This is a genomic window from Chryseobacterium aahli, assembly GCF_022699665.1.
Lineage (GTDB): Bacteria > Bacteroidota > Bacteroidia > Flavobacteriales > Weeksellaceae > Chryseobacterium > Chryseobacterium aahli.
Genome location: NZ_JALDNB010000004.1, coordinates 254,772 through 279,224, shown reverse-complemented (window position 1 = coordinate 279,224; position 24,453 = coordinate 254,772). Strand labels below are relative to the sequence as shown.

Genomic DNA, 24,453 nt, shown 5'->3' with positions numbered 1-24,453 from the left:
ATACTATTTGATAGATCATATTACAAAATTGTACTAAATATGAAAAAAGAAGTAGGAGTTTTACTTGCGGGAGGAGTTGGTCTCTTGGCGGTGCTTAGCTTTTTAAGCGTTAAAAAAATATTAAGTAAAAAGCATAAAAAATACAGCGAATATTATTCTGACCATCACAGACATTTTGACAAAAATTCTGAAGACGATGATCATGGAATAGAATTTTATGCTTTCAAATAAGATATAAGCAAGTAGTAGTAAGATATAAATTTTTAAAATCCAGCATCCATTTTTTTTTGGTGTTGGATTTTTTTTTGTGGAAAACTTTCTTCTTAAAACTCATTATTTTCCAACCAAAGGTTTATAATTTTACATCAGAAATGCAGAACGAAAATATCATAAAAGGACAAGGTGCTCAGCGAAATGTAATCAACCGTTTCGACAGATATACCTTTGAACCTGAAGATGAGGATTTTGAAACTATGAAAACTACTTTCACGGAAGTTTTCCCAAAAACTATTGTGAATCAGGTGAAAAGTGAAGATTTGCCGATGGAATATTCTATGAATCCTTATCAGGGCTGCGAACACGGATGTTCTTATTGTTTCGCCAGACCCACGCATGAATACTGGGGTTACAGCGCCGGAATTGATTTTGAGAGGAAAATCATGGTCAAAAAAAATGCTCCGGAATTATTAGAGAAATTTTTCAAAAAAAAGGGATACAAACCAGAACCGATTTTGCTTTCCGGAAACACCGACTGTTATCAACCTGCCGAAAGACAATTTGAAATTACCCGAAAAATTCTGCAAGTTTGTCTTGATTACAGACATCCTGTCAATGTACTTACAAAAAATGCTTTAGTTTTGAGGGATTTAGATATTCTGAAACCGATGGCTGAACAAAACTTAGTCTCAGTTTCATTAAGCATTCCGACCATCAACGAGGATCTTCGAAGAAAAATGGAACCCAGAACCAGTTCTTCAAAAAATAAACTGAAGGCGGTAGAGATTCTTTCTCAAAGCGGAATTCCTACTCATGTCATGGTAGCTCCAATTATTCCGGGGTTAAATAGTGATGAGCCTTTGGCTATTTTAAAAGCCATTTCAGATGCGGGAGCACAAAGTTTTGGCTATACTTTAGTTAGATTAAATGACACCGTAGAACCTGTTTTTGTGAAATGGATTGAAGATGCTTTTCCTGACAGGGCACAAAAAGTTTTAAACCTTATTCGCTCAATGCGTGGCGGAAAATTTGGTGATAAAAGAATTTTTGACAGGCATAAAGGTGAAGGAAACATTGCTGAAATGATTCATAACACTTTTAAGATTGGAAGAAAAAAATATTTTGACGGAAAACAATTTCCGAAACTTTCAACGGATGGTTTTACGGGGACGAGGGAGCAGCAGTTGAGGCTGTTTTAAAATAAAAAACCGCTCCAATAAGGGAACGGTTTTCTGTCGTTTCTGACAATTTCTTTAAATAGAATCATCGGGACATTTAAAATCTTTGCTGCAGGTTGCACAGATTACAACACCATTACAGTAGTACATACAGAAATCAGGTTCTGGTAATCCTTTGATTCCGCCTGCTCCCGAAATTGATTTTAATTGGTCTTTGCTCAGTTTTTTTAGATTTTTCATAATGTTTTGTTTTAAAGTATGATGGTTTTGTAAATATAATTAAAATTTGTTTATGTTGTTTTCTTGTGGTATTGATTTTTAATTTAATTAAAAATCACAAAAAATACTTAGAAATTGTTCTAAATATCAATGATCCCTAAAGCGACTGCTGTCTTCACAAGTCCGGCAATATTATGTACCTGAAGTTTGCTGAAAATATTTTTTCGATGAGTTTCTACAGTATGTTTGCTGATGTAAAGTTTTTCGGAAATTTCCTCAGTTGTGTAACCTTTACATATAAAATTAATGATTTCCTTTTCCCTTTTGCTTACAATGCTTTTATTAAAATCATACTTCTCTGCCGTCTGAAAGTCTTTGTAAAAAACTTTTTCATTATTCCAGACTATTTTTTTGATGCTTTCAATCAGTATTTCAGAGTTTGTATCTTTAAGTAAATAACCGTCTACATCAAAAGCTGACATCATATTAGAATAAGAACTCATTACTAGAATTTTTATGGTAGGGTAAATCTGATGTACCATTTTTGAAAGCTCAATACCATTCATTTCCGGCATTGATATATCTGTAATCAATAGATCCGGTTTTTGAAGTTTTAAATTTTTTAATAAGTCAGAATAATTACTGACAGAATATATTACTTCAAAATCATCATCCTGTTCCAAAAGTATAGTGAGACCTTTTAAAAAAAGGAGATGGTCATCAATGATCGCAATCTTTATTGTGTTTTTCATAATTTTAGTTCAATAACGATAGATGTGCCTTTGTCTAAATCAGATTGAATGTTGATTTCTCCGGATATTGTCTCTAATCTTTCCTGAATGTTTTTTAATCCGACTCCTTTTTTATCAATGTTAAAACCTATTCCGTTATCAGTAATAATAATGTTGATATCATTCAGATGTCTGTTTATTGATAGTTCTGCTTCTGTTGCATTTGCGTGTTTGGAGATGTTATTCAGCAATTCCTGCAAAATTCTGTAGATATTTATTTTGTTTATTTCACTTAAATCATCAAGCGCATTTTCCGGGAAAATATGAACATCAAAATTGAATTCGTTTCTAGCTTGGTAAGTTGCTTCCAAATCTAATAAAAGATTTTTAAGGCTCTTCTCTTTAAGATTATTAATGCTCAGATTATGTGAGATTTGTCTTATCTCCTGAAATACTACAGAAATGTTTTCCTGAATTTTTTCTAAGTTTTTATTATTAAGATCAACGTTTTCTTTAGCTAACAACAACTTTATCCCGGCCAAATCTCCCGCAACGCCATCATGCAGATCTTTGGCAATTCTGTTTCTCTCAAAATCCTGACCTTTTATCAGAGCACTCATTTCGTTCAGTTTCTGATCTTGTAAAAGTTTTTCTTTTTCCTGATGATGATTGATGTTTTCCTGATGTCTCAGTTTTTTCTGAAATTGCGATCTTTTATATCCAAAATATAAAAAACCAATCAATATAAAAATACATAAAAGAGAAGTGACCATTACTAATTTGCTTTTCTTCTCCTGAAATTCTTTTTGCTGATTTAGGAGCTGAATCTGATTGTTTTTTTTGTTAACTTCATATTTGGTGATAATTTCGTTGATGTTTTTAGTTTTTTCTATAGTAAAAATGCTGTCATGCAATTGATGATAAATTTTTTGGTATAAATAAGCACTTTTATAATTTCCGTTTTTCTCAAGGGCATTATTGAGGTCGTCCATTAAAGAAATTCTGTAATCTAAACTTATCTTGGGATCTTTTGAGATTTTCTCGGCTTTAAGATAATAATCTATTGCTTCAGAATATTGACCTTTTTTATAATAGTAACCTCCTGAATTGTAGTAATATAAAAAGTATAAACTTGAATCACCAATTTCATTAATAAGTCTCTGAGCAGCATTAAGATGTGATAAAGCCTGATTAAAGTTTTTATATTTGTTATCACTCATAAAAAAAACGGCTAAATTGATATCAATATCATATTGCCATTTTTTATGATCAAGTTGTTTGGCGATTGAAAGAGCAGTATTGAAATACTGTAAAGCTAAACCAGGATTTCTCTTTCTCTCTATTACGGCTAAATTATTACAGCTTCCAAAGTGGTCAGCAACGAGTTCCTTATCCTTTGTAAACTGATAATCTTCTTTATAATATTTAATAGCCTGAATAGTATCGTTTTGAGATAGAAATAAATTTCCCAAGTTTTTTAAAGTAATGCTTTTTTCATTAAGTCCATTTTTCTCGGATATCTTTAATGATTTTAGGAAAAGTTGTATAGCAACAGCGTAATTGCTTTCGTTATTCTTAATTAACCCCAATTGATTATAGGCAAGAGCAAGGGTTTGAAAATTATCAGATTTTAAGGCAACTGGAATTGATGCGTAAATATAGCTTTGAGCTTTTTTTATGTCTCCTTTCTGATAAAAACAATATCCTAATCCATAATATCCTTTTGATAAATAAAAATCATCAGCTTTTTTTTCACTGATAATTTTTATTTTGTTGATATAGTAGATTGAAGAATCTAAGTTTTCATTTAAATTACTCCTGTATTTTACGAGCATTTTTTCAATCTCAGGATCTTTCTTTTGACCCATGAAAAAAATACTATTTGACAGAAAGAACAATATAAAATATTTCATCATGGAAGTAAATATACCATAAATATGGTATAGCGTGCAAAATGTATTAAGAATACATTTGTTATATAAAAACTCATAATTATGCTAAAAACAGTAATCTTTTTTTTATTTGGATGCTCGTTATGTTTTGGGCAAAGTAATCAGGCGTCAGTATTAACTTTAGAAGGTGATGGTACCAAGACAACAAGTACTAGTGGGCAAGGAAGTGGGTCTGGAAATAATTTGCCAAACTTACTTGTAGTCCAAAATGGAAATAATTTGATAGTTTCTTTAAGTCGACCAGAGGCAAAATTTAACAGTTACTCGCTATATAATGGATCTGGTATGACAATTTTTGAAGATCAGCAGATCCGTCCAACAAATTCTTATTCTATTGATATATCAAATCTGAAACTGGGTCATTATTTCATTACTGTGGAAGTCATTACTCCTACATTTCTAAGTATATCGCGGCAGTTTATAAAGCTGTAATTATTTATCAATCACAAGAACACAAATGCCTATATAATATTGATTTAGTAAAGTAAAAATTTATAACCCAATAAATTTAAATAAATCATAATCATGAAAGCGGAATCTGAAAAGCTTAAAAAAGAGTAGGAAAAATTAAAATAACTATTATGAAAAATTTAAAAAAATTATCAAGACAAGAACTGAGATCTGTGAATGGTGGGATTGAAGTATGCCGTCAAGATTGCCAAGTAGGATACCGTAAATGCTGTATTCCTCGTCAGGCATATTATTGCGCTCCTATTGGTGCAGTATGTAGCAGTACTGGTGGTCCTGGAAATCCGGGCGAACCAATGGAAAATTAATTAAATAAAATTCTATTTATGAAAAACATAAAAAAACTTTCAAGAGAAAATCTGAAAACAATCAATGGTGGAATGAAGGACTGTACGAAACCTACACAAGATCCAGATGTAATTTGTACATCACACGGACCAAATTGTTGGCAACCAGAATGCAGATACTAAATTAAATTCCAAAATATAATACCATTTATGAAAAATCTAAAAAAATTATCAAGAGAAGACTTAAAATTAGTTAGTGGTGGGGTAATGGAGTACCTTATTAAATGTTGCAAAACAAAAACTTGCCCTACAAATCCAAATTGTCTTATAGCTGTAAATCCTGTTTAAATAGATTTCTAAGTCCCTAAAAACGTGTACAAACTGGGCAAACCAAATCATGTAAAATACGATGTGTTTTTAGAGAACGAAGAGTTACAGATCAGAGTTAATAATTTTATAATTAAAAAGTTGAGAGGCATAAATTGTTTCTCAATTTTTTATTTATTTTAAAAGAAACTTCAAAATAAAAATATTTTTTACCTTATAAAAAGGATTTACATTGTTTTTTTATATATTCATCCAATTAAATATACACCAAATCAATCCATGAATTTCGACAAACTCATAGAACACTTCAAACTCGACAAACAGGAATTTTACTTCCAGTTCAATTCTCATCCCAACTATCCTTCGGCTCTGGCTTTCAGTGATACTCTGAATTTTTTGGGGTTAAAAAATGACGCCTACGAATTAGATAAAGAATATTGGGACGAACTGCCGGAAGAATATATGGCATTGGTTGACAATTCGTTTTCTTTGGTAAAGAAGAAAGGAAATGACTTCACAATTTATTCTGATAAGATAAAAACTCTGAATAAAGAAGAGTTGTACAAGAATTCAGGAGATTTTGTGCTTCTTTTTGAGAAAACTGAGAATGTAAAAACGACCTCGTTTTTCAATTTCAAACCATTTATTTATTTGGTTTTCGGGATTATTATTCTCTTCTCGTTTCTGCAGTTTACTTGGTACGAAAGTGTTTTCAACATTTTGTCGCTGGTAGGAGTTTATATTTCTTTAGAGCTTTTTAATCAAAAATTTGGTCAGGAATCTGCCGTGGTCAGTAATATTTGCGGTGGTGCTGCCAATAGTTCTTCTCAAAGTTCATGTTCCAAGATTTTCTCTTCAGATAAAACAGATATTTTGGGGCTAAAGCTTTCAGATTTTAGCTTGATATATTTTCTGGGAATTACATTTTTAGGGCTTGTTTTGCCGCAGTCTCAGTTTATTTTGAGAATTACAGCAATCATTTCGATTTTGGTTATTCTTTACTCATTTTATGTTCAGGTTTTTGTTGAAAAATCACTTTGCAGAATATGTCTGGTTATTATTTTTGTCTTGTTGGCTCAGATTACAATCAGTTCATTCTATTTTAATATGGAAGCAAATTGGGCTGTTGTTTTTATTGTCGCCATCTTATTTATTACTCTGTTTTTTACGGTTGCTTTCTTGAATAATCTAATGAATCAGAAAGAAGAACTCAAAAAATCGAATGCAAAGAATCTAAGGTTTAAAAGAAACTATGACCTTTTCAAAAGAGAACTTACAGATAAAGGAAAAATTGAATTTACAGATAATCAAACATTTTTCTTAGGGAATAAAGATGCCAAACTTCATATTTCTGTAGTTTCTAATCCTTACTGCGGATTCTGTAAAGATGCTCATAAGATCGTAGAAGACTTGCTTTTACAATATCCTGATGAGATTTCTGCTCAGATGAGGTTCAATTATTCAAATGAAAGAGCTGATGAAAAGTATACTCAGCTTATTTCAGATTTTTTGAATATTTACAAAAACAAAAAACAAAAAGAATTTTTGAAAGTAGTTGATATTTGGTTTAAAAATAGAGATGAAAACGAAATTAAAATAAAATCGCAATCTGAAAATCCGCAAGACCTTACAAATGTTATTCAGATGACTGCGGAAAATAGTTCTGCCGGGCTTACTTTCACACCTGTTTTTATTATTAATGGCTACCAGTTTCCGGATAAATATGATCGTGAGGATATTCATTATTTCATCAGTGAATTGATTGAAGATGAAGATTTTACTACTTGAAATCTTTCATTTAATTAAAATTATTTTTTTAAATGAATGAAAGATACTCCTTGTGATGGGTGGAATTATTGGACACATAAAAACTAATGCTGTAATGGTGGATTTCGATGCTAATTAACCCAAGACTAATAATAATGATATAATAGAATGAAAAAAATATTTTTATTAATACTTCTAATAGTATTCGAAATAGGATTTGCGCAAAAAGTAAAAAAGGATGAGAGAGTAAAAGATAAATTTGAATCTAAACAACCCCAAGATTTATCTGCTCCGCCACCACCAATGACTACTTTTCCCGCTCAATATCCAAATGGAAATAAAGCTTTTGTTGAAGTTGTTAAAAAACAGTTAAATAAAGATGCACTAAAATCTTTAGGTAAAAACCTTCAGACAAAGATTATTTTAAAAATTGATTCTCAGGGTAATGTGCTCAATATTTCTACCTATGGAAATAATGAAGTTTTTAATAACGAGGTTAAAAAAGCTGCTGATAAGGCAACTTTAAAAGTTAAATGGGAAGCTGGAAAAAACAATCGTGGTGAAAAAGTTATCGACATAGTTAATTTGCCCTTTAAATTTTCTAACAGTTAATTTCTGGTATTAATTACAAAATTAGTCCTGCGAAAAGTTGTCATATTTGATGGCATTTACAACGAATATAATTTTGAAAAATCTCTGATATATCTTTAGTGAGAAATGATTACAACAACAGTTCATTTTCTACACTTTTTATTATTTTCAAATACAAATAACCATGAATACATTTATTGTTTTGTTAGTGAATTGATTGAAGATGAAGATTTTCCTGCTTAAAATATTTCATTTAATTAAAATTGCTTAATTTTAAATGAATGAAAAGCGAGATCCGAAAAGCTTAAAAAGAGTAGGAAATTACCAAATTCAATCAGTATGAAAAATTTAAAAAAGATCAATCGACAAGAATTGAAAACAATTCAGGGCGGTCTTACCTGTAAAGGCGGGCAACTTTGCCTGATCGACGGAAAATGGAAATGCATGCCTTACGACGGATGCGGTGGCGGAAACCAGCCATAACTTAATCATCAAATCAAACTAAATTACAGTATTATGAAAAATTTAAAAAAAGTATCAAGAAATCAGATGAAAGACATTAACGGTGGAGCTTTAGGTTGCTCTCAAGCATGCTGTCCTCCTCCGGGAATAAAAAGATGTCCAAATATTTATTGTTTTGCACCATGTCCGGTAGAATCTTAAAAAATAATCATATGAAAAATCTTAAAAAATTAGCAAGAAACGAAATGAAAGACATTTTTGGAGCCGGACCAATTCTTATTGGTTGTTCAACAGCTTGCTGTCCTACAGACGGCAGACCAAGATGTCCGAAAATTTACTGTCCGGCTGTTGTTTGCCCACAGTATATATAATGGATTTGATAACTAATTAATTTGTTATTTTAAATTTGACAATCATTAAAAAGAAAGAGACTGTTTAATCAGTCTCTTTCTTTTATTTTGGAACGTTAAATAACATTTAAGCTAGTTTTGGTCTGAAATTTAATTTTTTCTTTTAAAATTTGTAATTTTCTTTTAAGTTGATTGTACTTGTTATATTGATATGATGCTAAGGTTTTAATTAATTTTTAACATCAAATTAATGAATGCCTCAATTGGGGCATTCATTTCAATTTATAAAAAATCATCAACAAACGTGCTTAATTTTTTTTAACAAACTTTAACCTTTGTAAATTAAAAATTAAGAAGAGTTCTCCTATATTTGAAATATATTTAAGCGGAATCTGAAAAGCTAATAGAGTAGGAAAAAAATTAAATTTACAAAAATGAAAAAATTAAAAAAAATTTCGAGAGAAAGTATGAAGTCCGTGTTTGCAGGAGAGAGAGGAAATATTGGTGAGTCTGGAGGTCCATATTGTGGTGATTCTTATAGCATATATATGGGAGAACAATGCACCTGCTTAAGAACTGGAGGCAATTGGATATGCGGGAAATGTTATCATGGTGGCAATTATGCTGTGATAGCATCTATTTCAAACAACTGTGATCAATTTGGTGGTTTTACCGGAGATGGTGGTCTTGGTTAAATAAATAGATTATTAAAAAAAATCAGTCCGTATGAAATTCATTTCAATACGGACTTTTTTAATGTGATAATTTAATATAAATGAAAAATATACATTATATTAAAATTTGAGAGAACTTTCCTTAATTATTTTGATGAAATTCCCCCTTTTGCTTTCAGCCAGATTCTAAAGATTGGGGTTTCACCTTTCTCAGAATTGTTAGTAGACATTACAGAAAATCCAGAGCTTTTTTAAAACGACAATAGAGGTAGCCGTTTATTTGCTTCAGGCTATGTTGATGAAGATTTGGGCGTGAGTCTAGATTAAGTTTAATATGTTTACCGAAGAAGTTCGTTTTTGTGAATGGTACTTTTACAAGTATTATCTCGAATATTGGACATTTTTACAATAGAAATTTTTTAAGAAAGAAAATTATTCAAAAGTATCATAAATTTATGAACGCTTATTGTTGTTTTTTTCAGTTGTTCAAAAAGGTATTTCAATAATTAATATTTGTACAAATCAAGATCTAATCTATTGTTATTTCTTTTTAAAGCTTCTTTAAAATGATCTTTATTTTTTCTCATCTGCTCATTTGCATCTAATTTATTTCCAGATGCATCCATAAAAATGAATGTAGAATTTCCTTGTGCATCTCGTTCTGAGCTAGCTATTTTCGCTTTCGTTACTTTATTAGGATCATTAATATGTTCCCTCCAAAGCTTATTGAATTTTATATTATCTACAGAAATTTCATTATCTATTCGATTGAAAGACATGTTTTTATCAAGTGTGGTGGAAGCTTTTTTAATTGTTTTATTTGCAATTAATGTCATTATATGGCTGCTATGTTTGTCTTCTATTTTTACGATAAGTCCGGGAAGTCCGTAAAATTTATATGGGCCATCCTGAAACGGTAAATCTGTAGAGAACCACGCTGTCCATTGTCTGCCAAGGTATTTTGTAGTTGCTTTCTGAGCAGAATAATTACCTGTTTTTATTTTTTCAGGGTGAATTTTCCAGATAGGTTTACTGTTTTCTAATACTTTGTAAAAATCTAAACTTAAACTTGTGTGTAGATAAGTTTGATATTCGGGATACTGTTTTGTGACTTTGCTTCTTACATACCCTTTATAATTGCCAGACTTTATAAATGCTGTAGGACTTCCTGTATCTCCCTGCTTTTCAAAATCAATATTAATAAGAGAATCTGTCACAAATACATCGTAACTATAATATTTTGAACCGTCATTATTAATATCCAATAGCATTATTTCTTTTTTCACATCACTTAGATTTGTAGTGTCGCTTATAAACTGATATTCATATGTAAAACGCTGCACTTGTGATGTATATAGTGTTGAAATTAGGATTAATACGAATAAGTAAATTTTCATGTGAATTTATATGGCAACTAAAGTAAGAATTTTTTGAGAACAAAATCATTAAGATTTAAAGAAAAAAATAATTCACAAAAAGATTAGTTAAATTGAAAATAAAGTTTAATTTTGGAAAAGCGGAATCCGAAAAGCTAATAGAGTAGGAAAAAAATTACAAAACAAAAATTTATGAAAAACTTTGAAAAACTAGAAAATTTTGAACTAGAAAATGAAAAATTAAAAGTTGTAGTTGGTGGTAATGATCCTGTAACTTCAACAGGAGGAGGTTCAGTTACTATCCCTAATCACCCAAGCGCAGGTCAAAGCTCAACTACGACATGGACTAGCGATTCATGCAATGCAGATGGTTCAACAAGATATCTAGGAAAAGTTACTCAAGTAAGTTATTCTTTAGACTAGGTTCTTCTTAAAAAACGAATTAATTTATAAAGGTTAAGAATAACTAATTATAAAGATTAAGAGAAGTATTATGTACTTCTCTTTAATTTTTTTAAACAAATACAATTATTGATTTACATCTAAAATATATGGTGCTTCTTGTTAGTAATTATAATGATTCAATTACAGATGAAATATGTTCTTGGTTATCATCGGAAGATAAAAAATTCATCCGTTTAAATGAAAATCAGGTAATCTCTTCTATAAATTTTAATTTTAATCAAAGTTTATTTGAAATTTCCATAGATAAAATTTCGTATAATTTAAATGAAATAAAATCTGTCTTTTATAGAAATGGTACTATTTCATATAATACTTGTGATATTAGCAATGATGAACTAGATGTAGATGTAGATTTAGAAGAATTTTATAGAAGAGAGTGTAGTTCCATTACAAACTTCATATTCTACTATTTGCAGACAAGAAACATCCCTATGTATGGGAATTTTTTTGTTAAAGAAGTAAATAAATTAGAAGTATTGCATTTGGCAAGTATGCTTGGTTTTAAAATTCCAGAAACTTATATTTTTTCAGAAGTTTCAGATATTAAAAAAGCTATTATAAAAAAAAAATTTATTACTAAAGCTTTATCAGAAATGCAACCTATTATCAATGGAGAGGGTCTTTATTTAAATTATACCAGTCAGATTTGCAAAGAAAATATTCAAAACAAAATAAAAATAATACCGACCTTATTACAAAATAAAATTCTAACCGACTTTGAAATTCGAACATTTTTCTTTGAAAATAAAATATGGTCAATTGCAACTTTTGATTTTGAAAATAATGTTGATATAAGAAACATAAAAGAGATTGATAAAAAGTATATTCCGTATGAGCTTCCAAAGTCTCTGCAAAAAAAAATACTGAAATTAGCAAAAGTATTGAAATTGAAATGTGGAACTATTGATTTTCTTAGAACCAAAAATGAATATTTCTTTTTGGAAGTGAATCCTTTAGGTCAGTTTCACCAAGTCAGTCTTTTTGGTAATTACAATATAGGTAAATATATAGCAAGTCTATTATGAAAGATAAATTACAACTAAAAGGAATAGAATATTCATTGCAAGAATGGATCAAATGTAAGAATATAATTCAAATAAAACCTGTTGGTAATAAAAACATAAAAAACGTCACCACTCATATTATACGTTCGCCAAAACGGTATTCAATATTTTAAAATATGTACATAAAGTTATTTGAATCTGTAAAGATTACCAAAGGTTTCCATAGGTCAATTATATATGATAGTAACTCAGGGGTTTTAAAATTTATACCAAATGCATTATATGATCTTTTAATAGATGGGAGCCAAAATTATCTTTCTTTGAAAAAGGAATTGGATGTAGAATCTGCAAAAATTTTACAGCAATATATTGATTTTATAATATCAAATAAATTGGGAATAATCATTCACTCAATCAAAGAATTAAATAGATTTAAAAATTCTGATAATAAAATTGATAAACCGAACAATTTAAATTATTTAATCATTGATTTAGATAATCTAGATATTTTGCGAGGGAAAATTACTCAACAAATTACCCAAAATAAAATTAAATTTATCCAGATTCGACTGGGTAGGCTATTCGATGATAAAGAGATTTTCGAGTTGTTTTCATTGCTTAAATGGTTTAATGACACATATATTAATGAAATTTCAATAGTATTTGCTTATACCCTTGAAATATTTAACTTTATTAAAAATGGAAAAATTGATTCGGAAAAATATTTACAGTTTATTATGCATTCTTCGGATGAGAACATACACATAAATTACGGTTCTATTGAGATTATAAAAATTAAAGATGAAATTAAGATTCCTATCAGCTGTGGTTCAGTTAAATTGGAAAACATGAATTCGAGTCGTTCATTCTATTATGAATCTATACATTGCAACTCTTGCCTTAACAAAAAAATAGCTATCGATACCAATGGTAATATTCGTAATTGCCCTTCGATGCCCCAAAGCTTTGGAAATATAAAGGATACAACCTTAGAGGAAGCATTAGATCACAAAGATTTTAAAAAATATTGGAATCTTACCAAGGATAAAATAGAAGTTTGCAAAGATTGTGAGTTTCGTTATATTTGTACAGATTGCAGAGCTTATACTGAAAGAACACATGAAGATAAAGAAGGATTAGATATTTCAAAACCTTTAAAATGTGGTTATAATCCTTACATCGGCGAATGGGAAGAGTGGAGTACCAACCCACTTAAAGAGAAAGCGATAAAATACTATGGTATGCAAGAATTAGTTAAAAAAAATAAACACAATTAATTGGCAAAAAAATTCCCCTTTTACCTTCAGCCTGATTCCAAAGATTGCGGTCCTACCTGTCTCAGGATAGTCAGCAAACACTACGGAAAAAGCATTTCGTTACAGCAAATCCGTAACCTTTCAGAAACGACAAGAGAAGGAAGCAGTCTGCTTGGTTTGAGCGATGCTGCTGAAGATTTGGGCTTCCGTTCTTTGGGAGTGCAGATCGATTTTAATACATTGGCCGAAGAAGTTCCGTTTCCGTGTATTGTACACTGGAACAAAAATCATTTTGTCGTTGTTTATAAAATTGATAAAAATAATATTGTTTACATTTCTGATCCGAGTTATGGTTTAATTACCTACACAAGAGAAGAATTTATCAAACGATGGATCGGCGAAAACGCCAATGAAAATACAGAAGAAGGTATTGCTTTAATTCTCGAAACGACTCCTGCATTTTTCCAAACTGAATTTGACGATCAAGAAAGTAAAGCAAGCTTTTCTTTTCTTTCTAAATACCTGCTTAAGTATAAATCATTGATTGTTCAGTTGGCGGTGGGTTTACTTGCGGGAAGTTTACTTTCTTTGATTCTTCCTTTCCTTACTCAAAGTATTGTGGATGTGGGGATTCAGAATCAGGATCTGAATTTTATCTATTTGGTATTATTGGCTCAGGTTATGCTTTTTCTCGGCAGAATGGGAATTGAGGTTATCCGAAGCTGGATTTTGCTTCACCTTTCCACCCGAATCAATATCTCGATTATCTCAGATTTCTTTATTAAATTAATGAAACTTCCGATCAGTTTTTTTGATACAAGAATGACGGGAGACATCATGCAGAGAATCAACGATCACCACAGAATTGAGCAGCTTCTAACGAATTCTTCATTAAATACATTGTTTTCGTTAGTCAATCTAATCATTTTCAGCATCGTTTTACTGTTTTATGATTACAGATTGTTTGTTGTTTATCTGGTCGGAGCGATTTTATATATCGGATGGATCACTTTTTTCCTCGGAAAACGAAAAGAACTCGATTATAAAAGATTTTCACAGGTTTCCCAAGAACAAAGCAAAGTCATTGAATTGATCAATGGAATGCAGGAAATCAAAATGTACAACGCCGAAAAGCAGAAACGCTGGGATTGGGAATTTTTGCAGGTTAAATTATTTAAACTCAGAATAAAATCTCTTTCACTTGAGCAATGGCAGTCCGTTGGTGGAAACTTTATCAATCAAATGAAAGACATTCTGGTGAGTTTTCTTTCTGCCAAATTGGTTTTGGAAGGAAACCTTACTTTGGGGATGATGCTTTCTGTTCAGTATATTATCGGTCAATTGAATAGCCCTTTATTACAACTCATTGACTTTATCAAACAGACTCAGGATGCTAAAATTTCTTTGGAAAGATTGGGCGAAATTCACGATAAGGAAGACGAAGAAAGTAAAGATGAGCAATATGCTACCGAAATTCCGGAAAAAGATATCGAAATCAACAATATGTCTTTCAGATACATCGGTTCTGATGTTCCGGTTTTTGAAAATTTAAGTTTAAATATTCCTTACCAAAAAACAACAGCCATTGTCGGAGCCAGCGGAAGCGGAAAAACGACGCTTTTAAAATTATTAATGAAATTTTATGAACCCAACAAAGGAGAAATTAAAATAGGAAATACCCAAATGAAAAATATTTCGCCAAGATTCTGGAGAGATCAGTGCGGGGTTGTGATGCAGGAAGGCTATGTTTTTAATGATACCATTGCCAATAATATTGCTGTAGGTGAAGATTATGTAGATAAAACAAAACTGAGAAAAGCAGTCGAAATTGCCAATATCAAAGAGTTCATTGAAGGATTACCATTAAGTTACAACACGAAAATCGGAAACGAAGGACTTGGCGTGAGTGGCGGACAAAAACAAAGATTGTTCATTGCAAGAGCGGTTTATAAATCTCCGGAGTATATTTTCTTTGATGAAGCAACAAGTGCTTTGGATGCGAATAATGAGAAAGTAATCATGGAAAATCTGGAACAGTTTTTCGAAGGAAAAACGGCAATCGTAATTGCCCACAGGTTATCAACCGTAAAACATGCCGATAAAATTATCGTTTTAGATAAAGGTAAAGTTGTGGAAGAAGGAAATCATGCGGAATTGGTATCTTTAAAAGGTGAATATTACAGACTCGTTAAAAATCAGTTAGAACTTGGAAACTAAAAAAGACATTTTAGACAACATAGAACTCCGCTCAGAAAGCGTTCAGGATATTCTCACGGATCCGCCACACTGGATGTTCCGATGGGGAAATACAATAATATTACTAATATTATTGCTTATTCTTGCGATGAGTTACATTATCAAATATCCGGAATTTGTTCCGGCGCCTATTATTGTGACCTCACAAAATCCACCGGAAAAAATCGAGGCAAGAAGCAGTTCGAAAATCGAAAAAATATTCATCAAAGATCACCAGAAAGTAAAAAAAGGTGACGTTTTGCTGGTTTTGCAGTCTACTGCACATTATCAGGATGTTTTAAAGTTGAAAAAAATAGTAGATTCTATTGCTTCAGATCAGTTGCTTTCTTTTCCTGTGAATGAAGCTTCTCATTATAAACTAGGTGAACTTCAAGGCGATTACAATAGCTTTGCAAAAGCTTTTCAGGATGAGAATTTATTTACAAGATTGCAGCCCTATGCACCTGAAAATCTTGCTGCCAATCAAAGTATTTCAGAATCACGAGGCAGAATTATTAATTTAAGGCAGCAGAGAAACCTTGAAGCTGCAAAAACTGAACTCACCCGCAAGAATTATCAAAGATCGCAGGAATTATTCAATCAGGGCGTAATTGCGGCGGTAGAATTGGAAGGTGAAAAGCTAAAATACCTTCAGGCTCAGCAGAATTTAGAAAATATAAGCATTTCTTTATCTCAAATGCAGGAAAGTATTTCGAATCTCAATAAAACAAAAAGCGGAACAGCAATCAATACCGAAAAAGATAAAATAACATATTCATCCCAGACTCTGCAGCTATTTGAGCAATTAAGAAAATCTCTTAAACAATGGGAGCAAACCTATCTCATTGTTTCTTCTACAGATGGTATGGCAAGTTTTCAGCAGTTTTATGGTGAAAATCAATTCGTAAAAGCAGGAGATCCAATTGTTTCAATTTTACCTGATCATACAGAGCAGTTGGTGGGAAGAATGTCTGTTCCGACAGCAAATTCGGGGAAAATTATTCCAGGAGAAAAGGTTTTAATTAAATTAGACAACTACCGTTTTCAGGAATACGGAATCATCGAAGGGAGAGTGCAAAACATCTCTCTGATTCCCGATGACAAAGGAAATTATTACGTAGATGTAGTTCTGCCAAAAGGTTTGAAAACATCGTATAACAAAACCTTGAAGTTTGATAAAGAGTTGAGAGGAAATGCTGAAATCGTAACGCAGGATTTAAGGTTGATTGAAAGGTTCTTCTATCAGATCAGAAAATTGCTGGGATATCAATCATAAATCTGATTCAACTTAAAAAAATCTGTGTCAATCTGTGAAATCTGTGGGAAGAATTGCTCTCCATGGATTTCACAGATTTTCACAGATGATACTGTTTGAAAATAAAAAAACCGAACTCAACGTCCGGTTTTAAAATTATTTTTTGATCAATCCCAATTCAATTAATCTTTCGTGTAAAAATTCTCCTGCAGTTGTATCTTCGTAAAGTTTAGGATGATTTTCATCGACACAATTTTCAAGCGCATTCAGCGACATTTCGCTCACTGGGTGCATAAAGAAAGGAATAGAATATCTCGAAGTTCCCCACAATTCTCTCGGCGGGTTAACCACTCTGTGAATCGTAGATTTCAATTTATTGTTGGTGTGTCTCGAAAGCATATCTCCAACGTTAATCATCAATTCGTCTGGTTCTGCGATTGCATCAATCCATTCTCCTTTATGATTTTGAACCTGAAGACCTTTTCCCTGAGAGCCCATCAAAAGCGTAATCAGATTGATGTCTCCATGAGCAGCTGCTCTTACTGCATCATCCGGTTCCTGAGTGATTGGCGGATAATGAATGGGTCTTAAGATAGAATTACCTTCTGCAATTTTATCATCAAAATAAAACTCATCAAGACCAAGGTACAATGCCAACGCTCTCAAAACATATTTTCCTGTTTTTTCTAGCATTTGGTAAGTTTCCTTTCCTACTTCATTAAATTTTGGAAGTTCGTCTACGATGACATTGTCGGGATACTGGCTTTTGTATTTTGAGTCATCCGAAACATACTGCCCGAAATGCCAAAACTCTTTCAAATCGCCTTTTTTAAATCCTTTTGCAGTTTCTTTTCCGAAACCTACATAACCACGTTGTCCCCCGATTCCGGGGATCTCATACTTTTGTTTGGTTTCTGTGGGAAGTTCAAAGAAGTTTTTAACTTCTCCATAAAGATCATCTACGAGTTTGTCATTTAGGAAATGTCCTTTTAAGGCAACAAAACCAATTTCTTCGTAAGCTTTTCCGATTTCATTTACAAATTTCTGTTTGCGTTCCGGGTTGTCCGAAAGGAAATCACGCAGGTCTACACTAGGTATTTTATCCATTTTATAGAAATTTTACGTGGGGCTAATTTACAGATTTTTTGGCTTAAATGATTTTACAATTAATTATTTATAAGCTAAATTTGCTCTATGAAAAAATATTCCTCCAAGAGAAGTATTCAGGTACTTGCCAATCTTTTTCAGCAATACAATATTTTAGACGTTGTCATATCTCCGGGATCTCGAAATGCTCCTCTGGCGATTCATTTTTCGGAAGTGGATGATTTCAACTGTTATAGTATTGTTGATGAGAGAAGTGCGGCATTTGTCGCTCTTGGGATGGCAATGAGCGAGAAAAAAACCGTTGCAATTACTTGTACAAGCGGTTCTGCAGCTGCAAATTATTATCCTGCCGTCACCGAAGCTTTTTATTCAAATATTCCGATGTTGATCTTAACGGCAGATCGTCCGACAGATTATGTTGATCTGTTTGACGGACAAACCATAAGACAAAACAATCTTTTCCATCAGCATTCTTACGGAGATTTTCAATTGGTGGAAGACAGCAAAGATGATGCAGAAAGCATCAATTCAGATATTATAAAAAAAGCAATCGAGCTTTGTTTTGAAAAGCAAGGTCCGGTTCATATCAATATTCCTTTAGAAGAACCTTTGTATGACTTAGTTTCTGAGCTTCCGACTTTTCCTAAGGTTGAGAAAACAATCAAGAAAAAAGAATACGAAATCCCATCAAATTTAGTAGCAGAATGGAATACTTCACAGAGAATTATGATTCTGGTTGGGACAAAAGATTACAGTCCGGAACTGGAAAATCAATTGACGCAATTGGTGAAAAATCATTCAGTGGTTGTTTTGAGCGAAGCTAATTCAAATTTATATCACGAAAAGTTTTTCAAACATATTGATCGCTATATTTTTGCTTTTACAGAAGAGGATTTTAAAACGTATGCTCCGGATTTATTGATTACGGTCGGACAAAACGTAGTTTCTAAAAAAGTAAAACAGTTTCTAAGAAATGCACATCCGAAACAGCACTGGCACTTGGATGAGGTTTGGCAACCTGACACCTATTTTGCTTTAACGCAGAAATTGGAGATTAAACCAGAGCTTTTCTTTTCTAAATTATTAAATTTCATCAACTTAGAGCCAAGGCCTTACTACAATCTTTGGGATGTTTTAAGGGATAAAAAAGATAAAAAACATAAAGACTTTTTAAATTTAACAGAGTTTTCAGATTTCTATTTCTTTAATAAGGCTTCTCAAAGTATTCCTGAGAATTACAATATTCATTTCAGCAACTCGTCGGCAATTCGTTATGCACAGTTGTTTGATTTTGGTAAAAGAAAAATGTATTGCAACAGAGGAACCAGCGGAATTGACGGTTCAACTTCCACAGCAATGGGTTTTGCCATAAAAAATGCAAATCCGACTTTGTTAATTACGGGAGATTTAAGTTTCTTCTACGACATCAATGGGCTTTGGAATCAATATATTCCGCCATTTACAAGAATTATTATTTTCAATAACGGGGAAGGAAATATCTTCAAAATTATTCCCGGGCCAGGAAATGCCAACTCCAATACGGTTGACGAATTTATCTCAACAAAACATCATAAAAATGCCGAGTTTTTAGCGAAACATTTTGGTTTTTCTTACGTAAAAGTTGATGATGACGGAACTTTAGACCGTGTTTTTGATAATTTCTTTAAACCTGATGTTCAGGCTAAAATCATGGAAGTCAACACACAAGGTAAAAATAATGCGGATACGCAGAAGGCTTATTTTAATTTTTTAAAGGAAAGCTAAGAAATGTTGAACCATTAAGTAAAGTTAAGATAGGTTAAGAAAAATCTGTAGATTTTTTAAGCATGAATTCTTACGGCGAAGCTAAATCTTAATATTCTAAACTCCTTAAAAAATCGTAATGGTAAAAAAAGCAGATTTATAATTTAATAAATCTGCTTAATTAGTTTAATCTGCGAGAGTATATTTTAAATTTACATATCCAAATAATCATCATTCCCCGGAAGGTTAGTAATCTTCGAAATCGGATAGATAAACATATCATCAAAGTCATTTAACGCATTAATCAATTGAAAATGTGAGAATTCTTTGATGTTTTGTAAAGTAATTTCTGCTTCTTTGATCTTCTTTTTCTTTAAAAGATGCTGTCTTTGAACTCCGTTTAAAAGATAAGTTGAGGGCGTAAACCATTCTTTCCCTTTTTGGAATAAAAGATTAGAAAATGAAGTATCGGTGATATGATTGTTTTTTACAATGATGATTTCTTCGGCTTTAGATTTCATCTTCATTTTCTCCAACTCTTTGCGGTCTTCAAACTTAAAAGAATAATCGTAAATGTTATTCTCTACTAATTGAAAATCTTGTATCTCCGGTATTGCGTAAGGAATCATCATGGTTCTGAATTTCTTATCCAGATCATAAGTCAGTCTTAGTTTGTACAAACCATCCTCATCATGATTTAGGTTTTTAAAAATTTTTTCCAAATCAATAGAACCTTCTTTCCCGAAATGGGTAAAAGTATCGTTGACACGTTTTTGGTGAAATTCTAGCAGGAACATTTCCTGATCTTCTACTTTAATGCTTTCAATGAATTGGGACATAAATTTTATTTTTCATTTCTTCATACTCGTCTTCTAACTTGCTCATGTGCGTGATTCCACCGCCACTTTTGAAATACAGTTGATCGCCTTCTTTTTCGATAAAACGAATCATCACACAACTGTCTAAATTTTCTCCGTCAAACCAACCGCAAACTCCAGTGTAAAAACCTCTGTCAAAGCCTTCTGCTTCCAAAATAATTTCTAAAGTTTTGGGTTTTGGTGCACCTAAAATAGAACCTGCAGGCAAAAGTTTTTGCATAATGCTTCCCACTTTTCCTTTAAATTCGGACTTCAGATTTCCTGAAATTTCTGAGCTCATTGCAAAAAGATCTTTTTGATGGGTTTTCAGAAAATCAATGTACTGAAATTTATCCACCTTCACATCATCTGCGACCATACTGAGATCATTTCTAAGCAAATCGACGACGGTGTAATGTTCGGCTTTTTCTTTTTTATCGTTCTTTAAGACTTCTGCGGCATTCTCCAAAGATGCATCAATCGTTCCTTTCATCGGATAAGTGAAAATTTTATCACTGATTATTTTGACGAAAGTTTCAGGAGAAAAAAATACGAAAAAATCTTTATATAAAACCTTGTATTTCGCCTGAGAATGATGAAAAATTTCTTCTAAACTCAGATTAGTTTCAATTTTTGTTTTTCGGGTGTAATTCGTAAGATACGAATTTCCAAGACGGATATTTTTCTGAACACGATCGAAGCCTTTTTGAAAGCTTTCCAATGATTCAGGGAAAGATTTCCATTCTGTTTTTTTGTTTAATGCTTCTTGCTTTTTGGTGTTTGAAAATGATTGAAAATCAATTAATAAACCGTTTTCGTAAATTTCGCTTTCCTTAAATATTTCTACTTGGTCAACGAGAAAATCTATGATATAGAAAAATGGAACTTTCTGAAGCGAAAGTTCGTCCATTTCAATAAATTTTTGATGATTTGCCGAAAACATTCCGCAAAAGTAGTTATTGATGTTTACTTTTGCACAAAATATTTTCAATGCAGGAGAAATATCCACAAAAACCGGGACTCGATTTTATCTTAAAACAAGCGTTTTATTACTGGAACAGAACATTGCTTTTTCAGGTGATGTTTTCAATCATCTATTTTGCGGTATTTTTTACAGCATTTTTTTTCTTTGTAGATTATTATGGAATTTCTTCTTACAATGCCGAACTTATAGATGCATTTAGAAAAGGTCAGGAAGCTTATCTTGAGCAGGTTCAAAAAATGGGCACGACAGAAAATGTTATTTATTTTGATTATGCATTTTCAGGAATTTTAATATTTCTTTATCCTTTAAATTTGGGGTTTTTTCAAATTTATAAAAAGATAGATTTAAAAGAGCCAATAAGTTTAGGTGATTTGTTTGCAGGATATAAAGGATTAAATTTTTTCCGTTACGTCAGTTATTTTCTTTTTTGGTTTATGTTTTTTAGATTGACTACGGTTACACTTATTATTCCTGTTTTTTGGGTTATGGTAACGCTTTTTGTTGCTCCATTGATGTTTTTTCAAAATAAAACAATATTCGAAGCAATTTCTATAAACTGGAAACTATTAAAAATGTATTTCATAGAAATATTGGTCTGTGTTATTGTAGCCTTTATTTTCAGATACGTTGGTTTCGCATTGTTCTTTGTAGGAATATTATTTACTTTCCCTTTTTGGAATGCGATGATTTATTCACTTTACAAAACCATTTTTACAGAAGAAAGTTAAATTTTAGAATGGTAACAGATTTGTTCTCGAAAAAATTTAAATTTGAGAAACATTAAAAAAATCTAACCATGTCTGACTTTAACGAATTTGACCAGCAAGGTTCTGCTCCCAATCGAGATACAGGATCTATTATTTCGCATGCTTTCGAGATGTATAAAGGGGTTTTCCTTTATGTTGTCGTCGCAATGATTATCTATTTTATTTGTGATTTTCTTTTACAGTCGATTTCAGGTGTCAATTATTGGAGTGACTTCAGTAATTTCCGAGACTTTGATGATGGCGACTATGATTATAATCGTTGGAACCGACCTGGTATGTCTCTTTACTACTCTGGATATGGTCTGCTAAGTATTCTTTTATCTCCACTTTTTGTTGGATTAATTTATATTACCAATAAATTCAACACAAAAATACCTATTGAATTTTCAGATTTGTTTATTGGTTATCTTCAAAATTTGGGTAACATTTTACTGTATAGTCTGATTACCAATATCATCCTGACTATTGCAGCGATGATGTGTGTTATTCCTGTATTTTTTGTTTTTCCGTTATTTCTTTTGGGGTATCCCATTCTTTTATTTGAGAATGCAAATGCAATGGATGCAATTTCAAAAACTTACAGCATTGCAAAGGAAAACTATGGCGTTTTTTTAGGAACCGGAATCTTAGCAGCTCTTATTTCGATTTCTGGAGTATTACTTTGTTGTTTTGGTCTGATTTTTACTTATCCATTTATTTATATTGCCATGTATTCTGTGTACTGCGCATATCTAGGTAAACCAAGACAAATAACTTACAAATAATGTCAAACTACGAAAAACAAATCAGCAGTGTTGTTATCAAGCAAATTGCTCTGCTCGCTATTATATTGATTCTAGCGGCTTTAATCTGCTTTAACTTAGCACTTTTTATACCTTCTGTATTAGGAGCAATTACGATTTATGTCGTTTGCAGAAAGTATAATTTCTATCTTCAGGAGGAGAGAAAATGGAAACCTTGGGCTTCGGCTTTAGTTTTGATGGTGGCGAGTTTGATTATTATCATTCTCCCGATTTACTTCATTGCCGATCTTCTGATAGAAAAACTTGGAAATGCACAGGCGTACATGAATAAATTCAATGTTTTTATCGATAAAATTCATGATTTTGTTTATTCTAAAACTAACATAGATCTTTTAAGTAAAGAAAATATGGTGAAGGTGAAAGAAACGGCTGGTCGTTTTTCCACAACAGCATTAAGTGGTACTTTCAACACTCTTACGGTGGTCATGTCGATGTATTTTATTCTTTATTTTATGTTTGAAAGACCGAGGTTGTTTGAAAGGATTTTGGCTTCTGCAGCACCTTTGAAAAGAGCAAACGTATCTATGATTGGTGAGAAGATGCGTAAATTAATTATGGCAAATGCGATTGGAATTCCTGTTGTGGCTATTGGGCAGGGGATTATTGCTTTAATTGGATATTTTATTTTTGGAGCGCCAAGTCCCATTCTTCTTTTTGCTTTGACAGCAGCGGCATCGATGATTCCTATTGTGGGAGCAGCCATTATTTATGTCCCAATTTGTATTTTTATGATTGCTGAAGGACAAACCGGTCCGGGGATTGGTTTGGGAATCTACTGTTTGGTTGTTGTGGGTCTTACCGATAATATTCTGCGCTTTACTTTATTAAAAAGGCTTGAAGATATACATCCTTTAAATACTGTTTTCGGAATCATTATGGGAATGAATTTGTTTGGGTTCATGGGATTAGTATTCGGGCCGATTTTGGTTTCTTTTACCCTTCTTTTGATTCAGGTTTACAGGAACGAATTTTCGGATGATGATACCCCAGAACTTGAACTTTCCAGTAAAGGGAATAATGACGATTTGGAAAATAAAATTGATTTAATAGTTTAAAAAAATGGAGCAGGGAATAAATCCTGAAATTTTACAGGAGATTTGTGTAGTGAAAATGCCTTTCGGAAAGTACCAAAACACTGTTTTGGCTGACTTACCAATAAGCTATTTAGAATGGTTTAACCGGCAAGGGATGCCAAAAGGAAAATTGGGAATGCAATTGGCTACAATTTATGAGATAAAATTAAATGGTTTGATGGATTTGTTGACGCCGCTTCGTGGAGGGAAAGTGGAGTATGAGAAGCCTAAGACGAAGGTTTATAAGTTCTAAATAATAGATTTATTAGAAAAATTTCGGTGGCTCCCAAAGGGAGCCACCGAAA

29 protein-coding genes are annotated in these 24,453 nt (G+C 32.0%); 22 read left to right on the top strand and 7 right to left on the bottom strand.

Annotated features, from left to right (window positions below; translation table 11 throughout):
* The first annotated feature begins 39 nt into the window (after positions 1 to 39).
* On the top strand, positions 40 to 231 hold the full coding sequence (locus MQX03_RS09985; RefSeq protein ID WP_129535604.1) for a hypothetical protein: 192 nt from the start codon (positions 40 to 42) through the stop codon (positions 229 to 231).
* A gap of 140 nt (positions 232 to 371) precedes the next feature.
* On the top strand, positions 372 to 1,415 hold the full coding sequence (locus MQX03_RS09980; protein ID WP_242802844.1) for a PA0069 family radical SAM protein: 1,044 nt from the start codon (positions 372 to 374) through the stop codon (positions 1,413 to 1,415).
* Positions 1,416 to 1,469: 54 nt separating this feature from the next.
* On the opposite strand, the gene MQX03_RS09975 is transcribed toward MQX03_RS09980, so the two are convergent.
* The 3 genes from MQX03_RS09975 to MQX03_RS09965 form a co-directional block, all read right to left on the bottom strand.
* Complete coding sequence (locus tag MQX03_RS09975) at positions 1,470 to 1,634, bottom strand: bacteriocin-like protein (RefSeq protein ID WP_242802842.1); 165 nt, start codon at positions 1,632 to 1,634, stop codon at positions 1,470 to 1,472.
* Between the two features lie 119 nt (positions 1,635 to 1,753).
* On the bottom strand, positions 1,754 to 2,365 hold the full coding sequence (locus tag MQX03_RS09970; protein ID WP_242802840.1) for a response regulator transcription factor: 612 nt from the start codon (positions 2,363 to 2,365) through the stop codon (positions 1,754 to 1,756).
* Positions 2,362 to 4,212 carry a tetratricopeptide repeat-containing sensor histidine kinase gene (locus MQX03_RS09965; RefSeq protein ID WP_242802838.1) on the bottom strand — a complete coding sequence of 617 codons (1,851 nt, stop codon included), beginning with the start codon at positions 4,210 to 4,212 and terminating at the stop codon, positions 2,362 to 2,364. Before MQX03_RS09965 ends, MQX03_RS09970 begins: the two co-directional genes overlap by 4 nt.
* A gap of 126 nt (positions 4,213 to 4,338) precedes the next feature.
* Between MQX03_RS09965 and MQX03_RS09960 the strand changes: the two genes are divergently transcribed.
* From MQX03_RS09960 to MQX03_RS09930, 10 genes are all read left to right on the top strand, one after another.
* Positions 4,339 to 4,728, top strand: coding sequence for a T9SS type A sorting domain-containing protein (locus MQX03_RS09960; protein WP_242802836.1), 390 nt, complete (start codon positions 4,339 to 4,341; stop codon positions 4,726 to 4,728).
* 149 nt (positions 4,729 to 4,877) lie between these two features.
* The gene (locus tag MQX03_RS09955) at positions 4,878 to 5,072 is read left to right on the top strand and encodes a bacteriocin-like protein (RefSeq protein ID WP_242802834.1); all 195 of its coding nucleotides are present in this window, start codon (positions 4,878 to 4,880) and stop codon (positions 5,070 to 5,072) included.
* 18 nt (positions 5,073 to 5,090) lie between these two features.
* Positions 5,091 to 5,234, top strand: a complete 144-nt coding sequence (locus MQX03_RS20630) for a bacteriocin-like protein (protein ID WP_449508580.1) — start codon at positions 5,091 to 5,093, stop codon at positions 5,232 to 5,234.
* 27 nt (positions 5,235 to 5,261) lie between these two features.
* Positions 5,262 to 5,399, top strand: a complete 138-nt coding sequence (locus MQX03_RS20625) for a bacteriocin-like protein (protein WP_449508579.1) — start codon at positions 5,262 to 5,264, stop codon at positions 5,397 to 5,399.
* A gap of 258 nt (positions 5,400 to 5,657) precedes the next feature.
* Positions 5,658 to 7,166: a vitamin K epoxide reductase family protein gene (locus MQX03_RS09950; protein ID WP_242802832.1), complete on the top strand. Its 1,509-nt coding sequence runs from the start codon at positions 5,658 to 5,660 to the stop codon at positions 7,164 to 7,166.
* Between the two features lie 147 nt (positions 7,167 to 7,313).
* Positions 7,314 to 7,757, top strand: coding sequence for a hypothetical protein (locus tag MQX03_RS09945; RefSeq protein WP_242802830.1), 444 nt, complete (start codon positions 7,314 to 7,316; stop codon positions 7,755 to 7,757).
* A gap of 318 nt (positions 7,758 to 8,075) precedes the next feature.
* A complete protein-coding gene (locus MQX03_RS09940) occupies positions 8,076 to 8,219 on the top strand; it encodes a bacteriocin-like protein (RefSeq protein ID WP_164998565.1) in 144 nt (47 codons plus the stop codon).
* A 33-nt stretch (positions 8,220 to 8,252) separates the two neighbouring features.
* Positions 8,253 to 8,399, top strand: coding sequence for a bacteriocin-like protein (locus MQX03_RS20620; RefSeq protein WP_449508578.1), 147 nt, complete (start codon positions 8,253 to 8,255; stop codon positions 8,397 to 8,399).
* Between the two features lie 11 nt (positions 8,400 to 8,410).
* Positions 8,411 to 8,569 (top strand): bacteriocin-like protein, encoded by a 159-nt coding sequence (locus tag MQX03_RS09935; RefSeq protein WP_242802828.1) that lies wholly within the window; start codon positions 8,411 to 8,413, stop codon positions 8,567 to 8,569.
* A 413-nt stretch (positions 8,570 to 8,982) separates the two neighbouring features.
* Positions 8,983 to 9,243 carry a bacteriocin-like protein gene (locus MQX03_RS09930; protein ID WP_242802826.1) on the top strand — a complete coding sequence of 87 codons (261 nt, stop codon included), beginning with the start codon at positions 8,983 to 8,985 and terminating at the stop codon, positions 9,241 to 9,243.
* Between the two features lie 485 nt (positions 9,244 to 9,728).
* Here MQX03_RS09930 and MQX03_RS09925 read toward each other — a convergent pair whose 3' ends face one another.
* A complete protein-coding gene (locus MQX03_RS09925) occupies positions 9,729 to 10,619 on the bottom strand; it encodes a GLPGLI family protein (protein WP_242802824.1) in 891 nt (296 codons plus the stop codon).
* Between the two features lie 171 nt (positions 10,620 to 10,790).
* Between MQX03_RS09925 and MQX03_RS09920 the strand changes: the two genes are divergently transcribed.
* From MQX03_RS09920 to MQX03_RS09900, 5 genes are all read left to right on the top strand, one after another.
* Positions 10,791 to 11,021, top strand: coding sequence for a hypothetical protein (locus MQX03_RS09920; protein WP_242802822.1), 231 nt, complete (start codon positions 10,791 to 10,793; stop codon positions 11,019 to 11,021).
* Positions 11,022 to 11,149: 128 nt separating this feature from the next.
* A complete protein-coding gene (locus tag MQX03_RS09915; protein ID WP_242802820.1) occupies positions 11,150 to 12,088 on the top strand; it encodes an ATP-grasp domain-containing protein in 939 nt (312 codons plus the stop codon).
* Between the two features lie 155 nt (positions 12,089 to 12,243).
* Positions 12,244 to 13,344: a grasp-with-spasm system SPASM domain peptide maturase gene (gene gwsS, locus MQX03_RS09910; RefSeq protein WP_242802818.1), complete on the top strand. Its 1,101-nt coding sequence runs from the start codon at positions 12,244 to 12,246 to the stop codon at positions 13,342 to 13,344.
* Positions 13,345 to 15,540 carry a peptidase domain-containing ABC transporter gene (locus tag MQX03_RS09905; protein WP_242802816.1) on the top strand — a complete coding sequence of 732 codons (2,196 nt, stop codon included), beginning with the start codon at positions 13,345 to 13,347 and terminating at the stop codon, positions 15,538 to 15,540.
* Positions 15,530 to 16,834: an HlyD family secretion protein gene (locus MQX03_RS09900; protein WP_242802814.1), complete on the top strand. Its 1,305-nt coding sequence runs from the start codon at positions 15,530 to 15,532 to the stop codon at positions 16,832 to 16,834. The genes MQX03_RS09905 and MQX03_RS09900 overlap by 11 nt, the downstream gene beginning before the upstream one ends.
* A gap of 135 nt (positions 16,835 to 16,969) precedes the next feature.
* On the opposite strand, the gene MQX03_RS09895 is transcribed toward MQX03_RS09900, so the two are convergent.
* Positions 16,970 to 17,920, bottom strand: coding sequence for an isopenicillin N synthase family dioxygenase (locus tag MQX03_RS09895; protein ID WP_242802812.1), 951 nt, complete (start codon positions 17,918 to 17,920; stop codon positions 16,970 to 16,972).
* A gap of 87 nt (positions 17,921 to 18,007) precedes the next feature.
* Here MQX03_RS09895 and menD point away from each other — a divergent pair, with 87 nt between their 5' ends.
* The gene (gene menD / locus MQX03_RS09890) at positions 18,008 to 19,684 is read left to right on the top strand and encodes a 2-succinyl-5-enolpyruvyl-6-hydroxy-3-cyclohexene-1-carboxylic-acid synthase (protein ID WP_242802810.1); all 1,677 of its coding nucleotides are present in this window, start codon (positions 18,008 to 18,010) and stop codon (positions 19,682 to 19,684) included.
* A 191-nt stretch (positions 19,685 to 19,875) separates the two neighbouring features.
* Here the strand turns inward: menD and MQX03_RS09885 are convergent, their stop codons facing one another.
* Together MQX03_RS09885 and MQX03_RS09880 are read right to left on the bottom strand one after the other, a co-directional pair.
* Positions 19,876 to 20,502, bottom strand: coding sequence for an aminotransferase class IV (locus MQX03_RS09885; protein ID WP_242802808.1), 627 nt, complete (start codon positions 20,500 to 20,502; stop codon positions 19,876 to 19,878).
* Positions 20,486 to 21,463, bottom strand: coding sequence for an aminodeoxychorismate synthase component I (locus MQX03_RS09880; RefSeq protein ID WP_242802806.1), 978 nt, complete (start codon positions 21,461 to 21,463; stop codon positions 20,486 to 20,488). Before MQX03_RS09880 ends, MQX03_RS09885 begins: the two co-directional genes overlap by 17 nt.
* A 47-nt stretch (positions 21,464 to 21,510) precedes the next feature.
* Here MQX03_RS09880 and MQX03_RS09875 point away from each other — a divergent pair, with 47 nt between their 5' ends.
* The 4 genes from MQX03_RS09875 to MQX03_RS09860 all read left to right on the top strand — a co-directional run bounded on the left by MQX03_RS09875 (position 21,511) and on the right by MQX03_RS09860 (position 24,401).
* Entirely contained in the window at positions 21,511 to 22,233 is a 723-nt protein-coding gene (locus tag MQX03_RS09875) for a hypothetical protein (protein WP_242802804.1), read from the top strand.
* A gap of 68 nt (positions 22,234 to 22,301) precedes the next feature.
* The gene (locus MQX03_RS09870; RefSeq protein WP_242802802.1) at positions 22,302 to 23,036 is read left to right on the top strand and encodes a beta-carotene 15,15'-monooxygenase; all 735 of its coding nucleotides are present in this window, start codon (positions 22,302 to 22,304) and stop codon (positions 23,034 to 23,036) included.
* On the top strand, positions 23,036 to 24,130 hold the full coding sequence (locus MQX03_RS09865; RefSeq protein WP_242802800.1) for an AI-2E family transporter: 1,095 nt from the start codon (positions 23,036 to 23,038) through the stop codon (positions 24,128 to 24,130). Before MQX03_RS09870 ends, MQX03_RS09865 begins: the two co-directional genes overlap by 1 nt.
* Before the next feature lie 16 nt (positions 24,131 to 24,146).
* The gene (locus MQX03_RS09860; protein ID WP_129537263.1) at positions 24,147 to 24,401 is read left to right on the top strand and encodes a DUF3820 family protein; all 255 of its coding nucleotides are present in this window, start codon (positions 24,147 to 24,149) and stop codon (positions 24,399 to 24,401) included.
* Positions 24,402 to 24,453 lie beyond the last annotated feature (52 nt).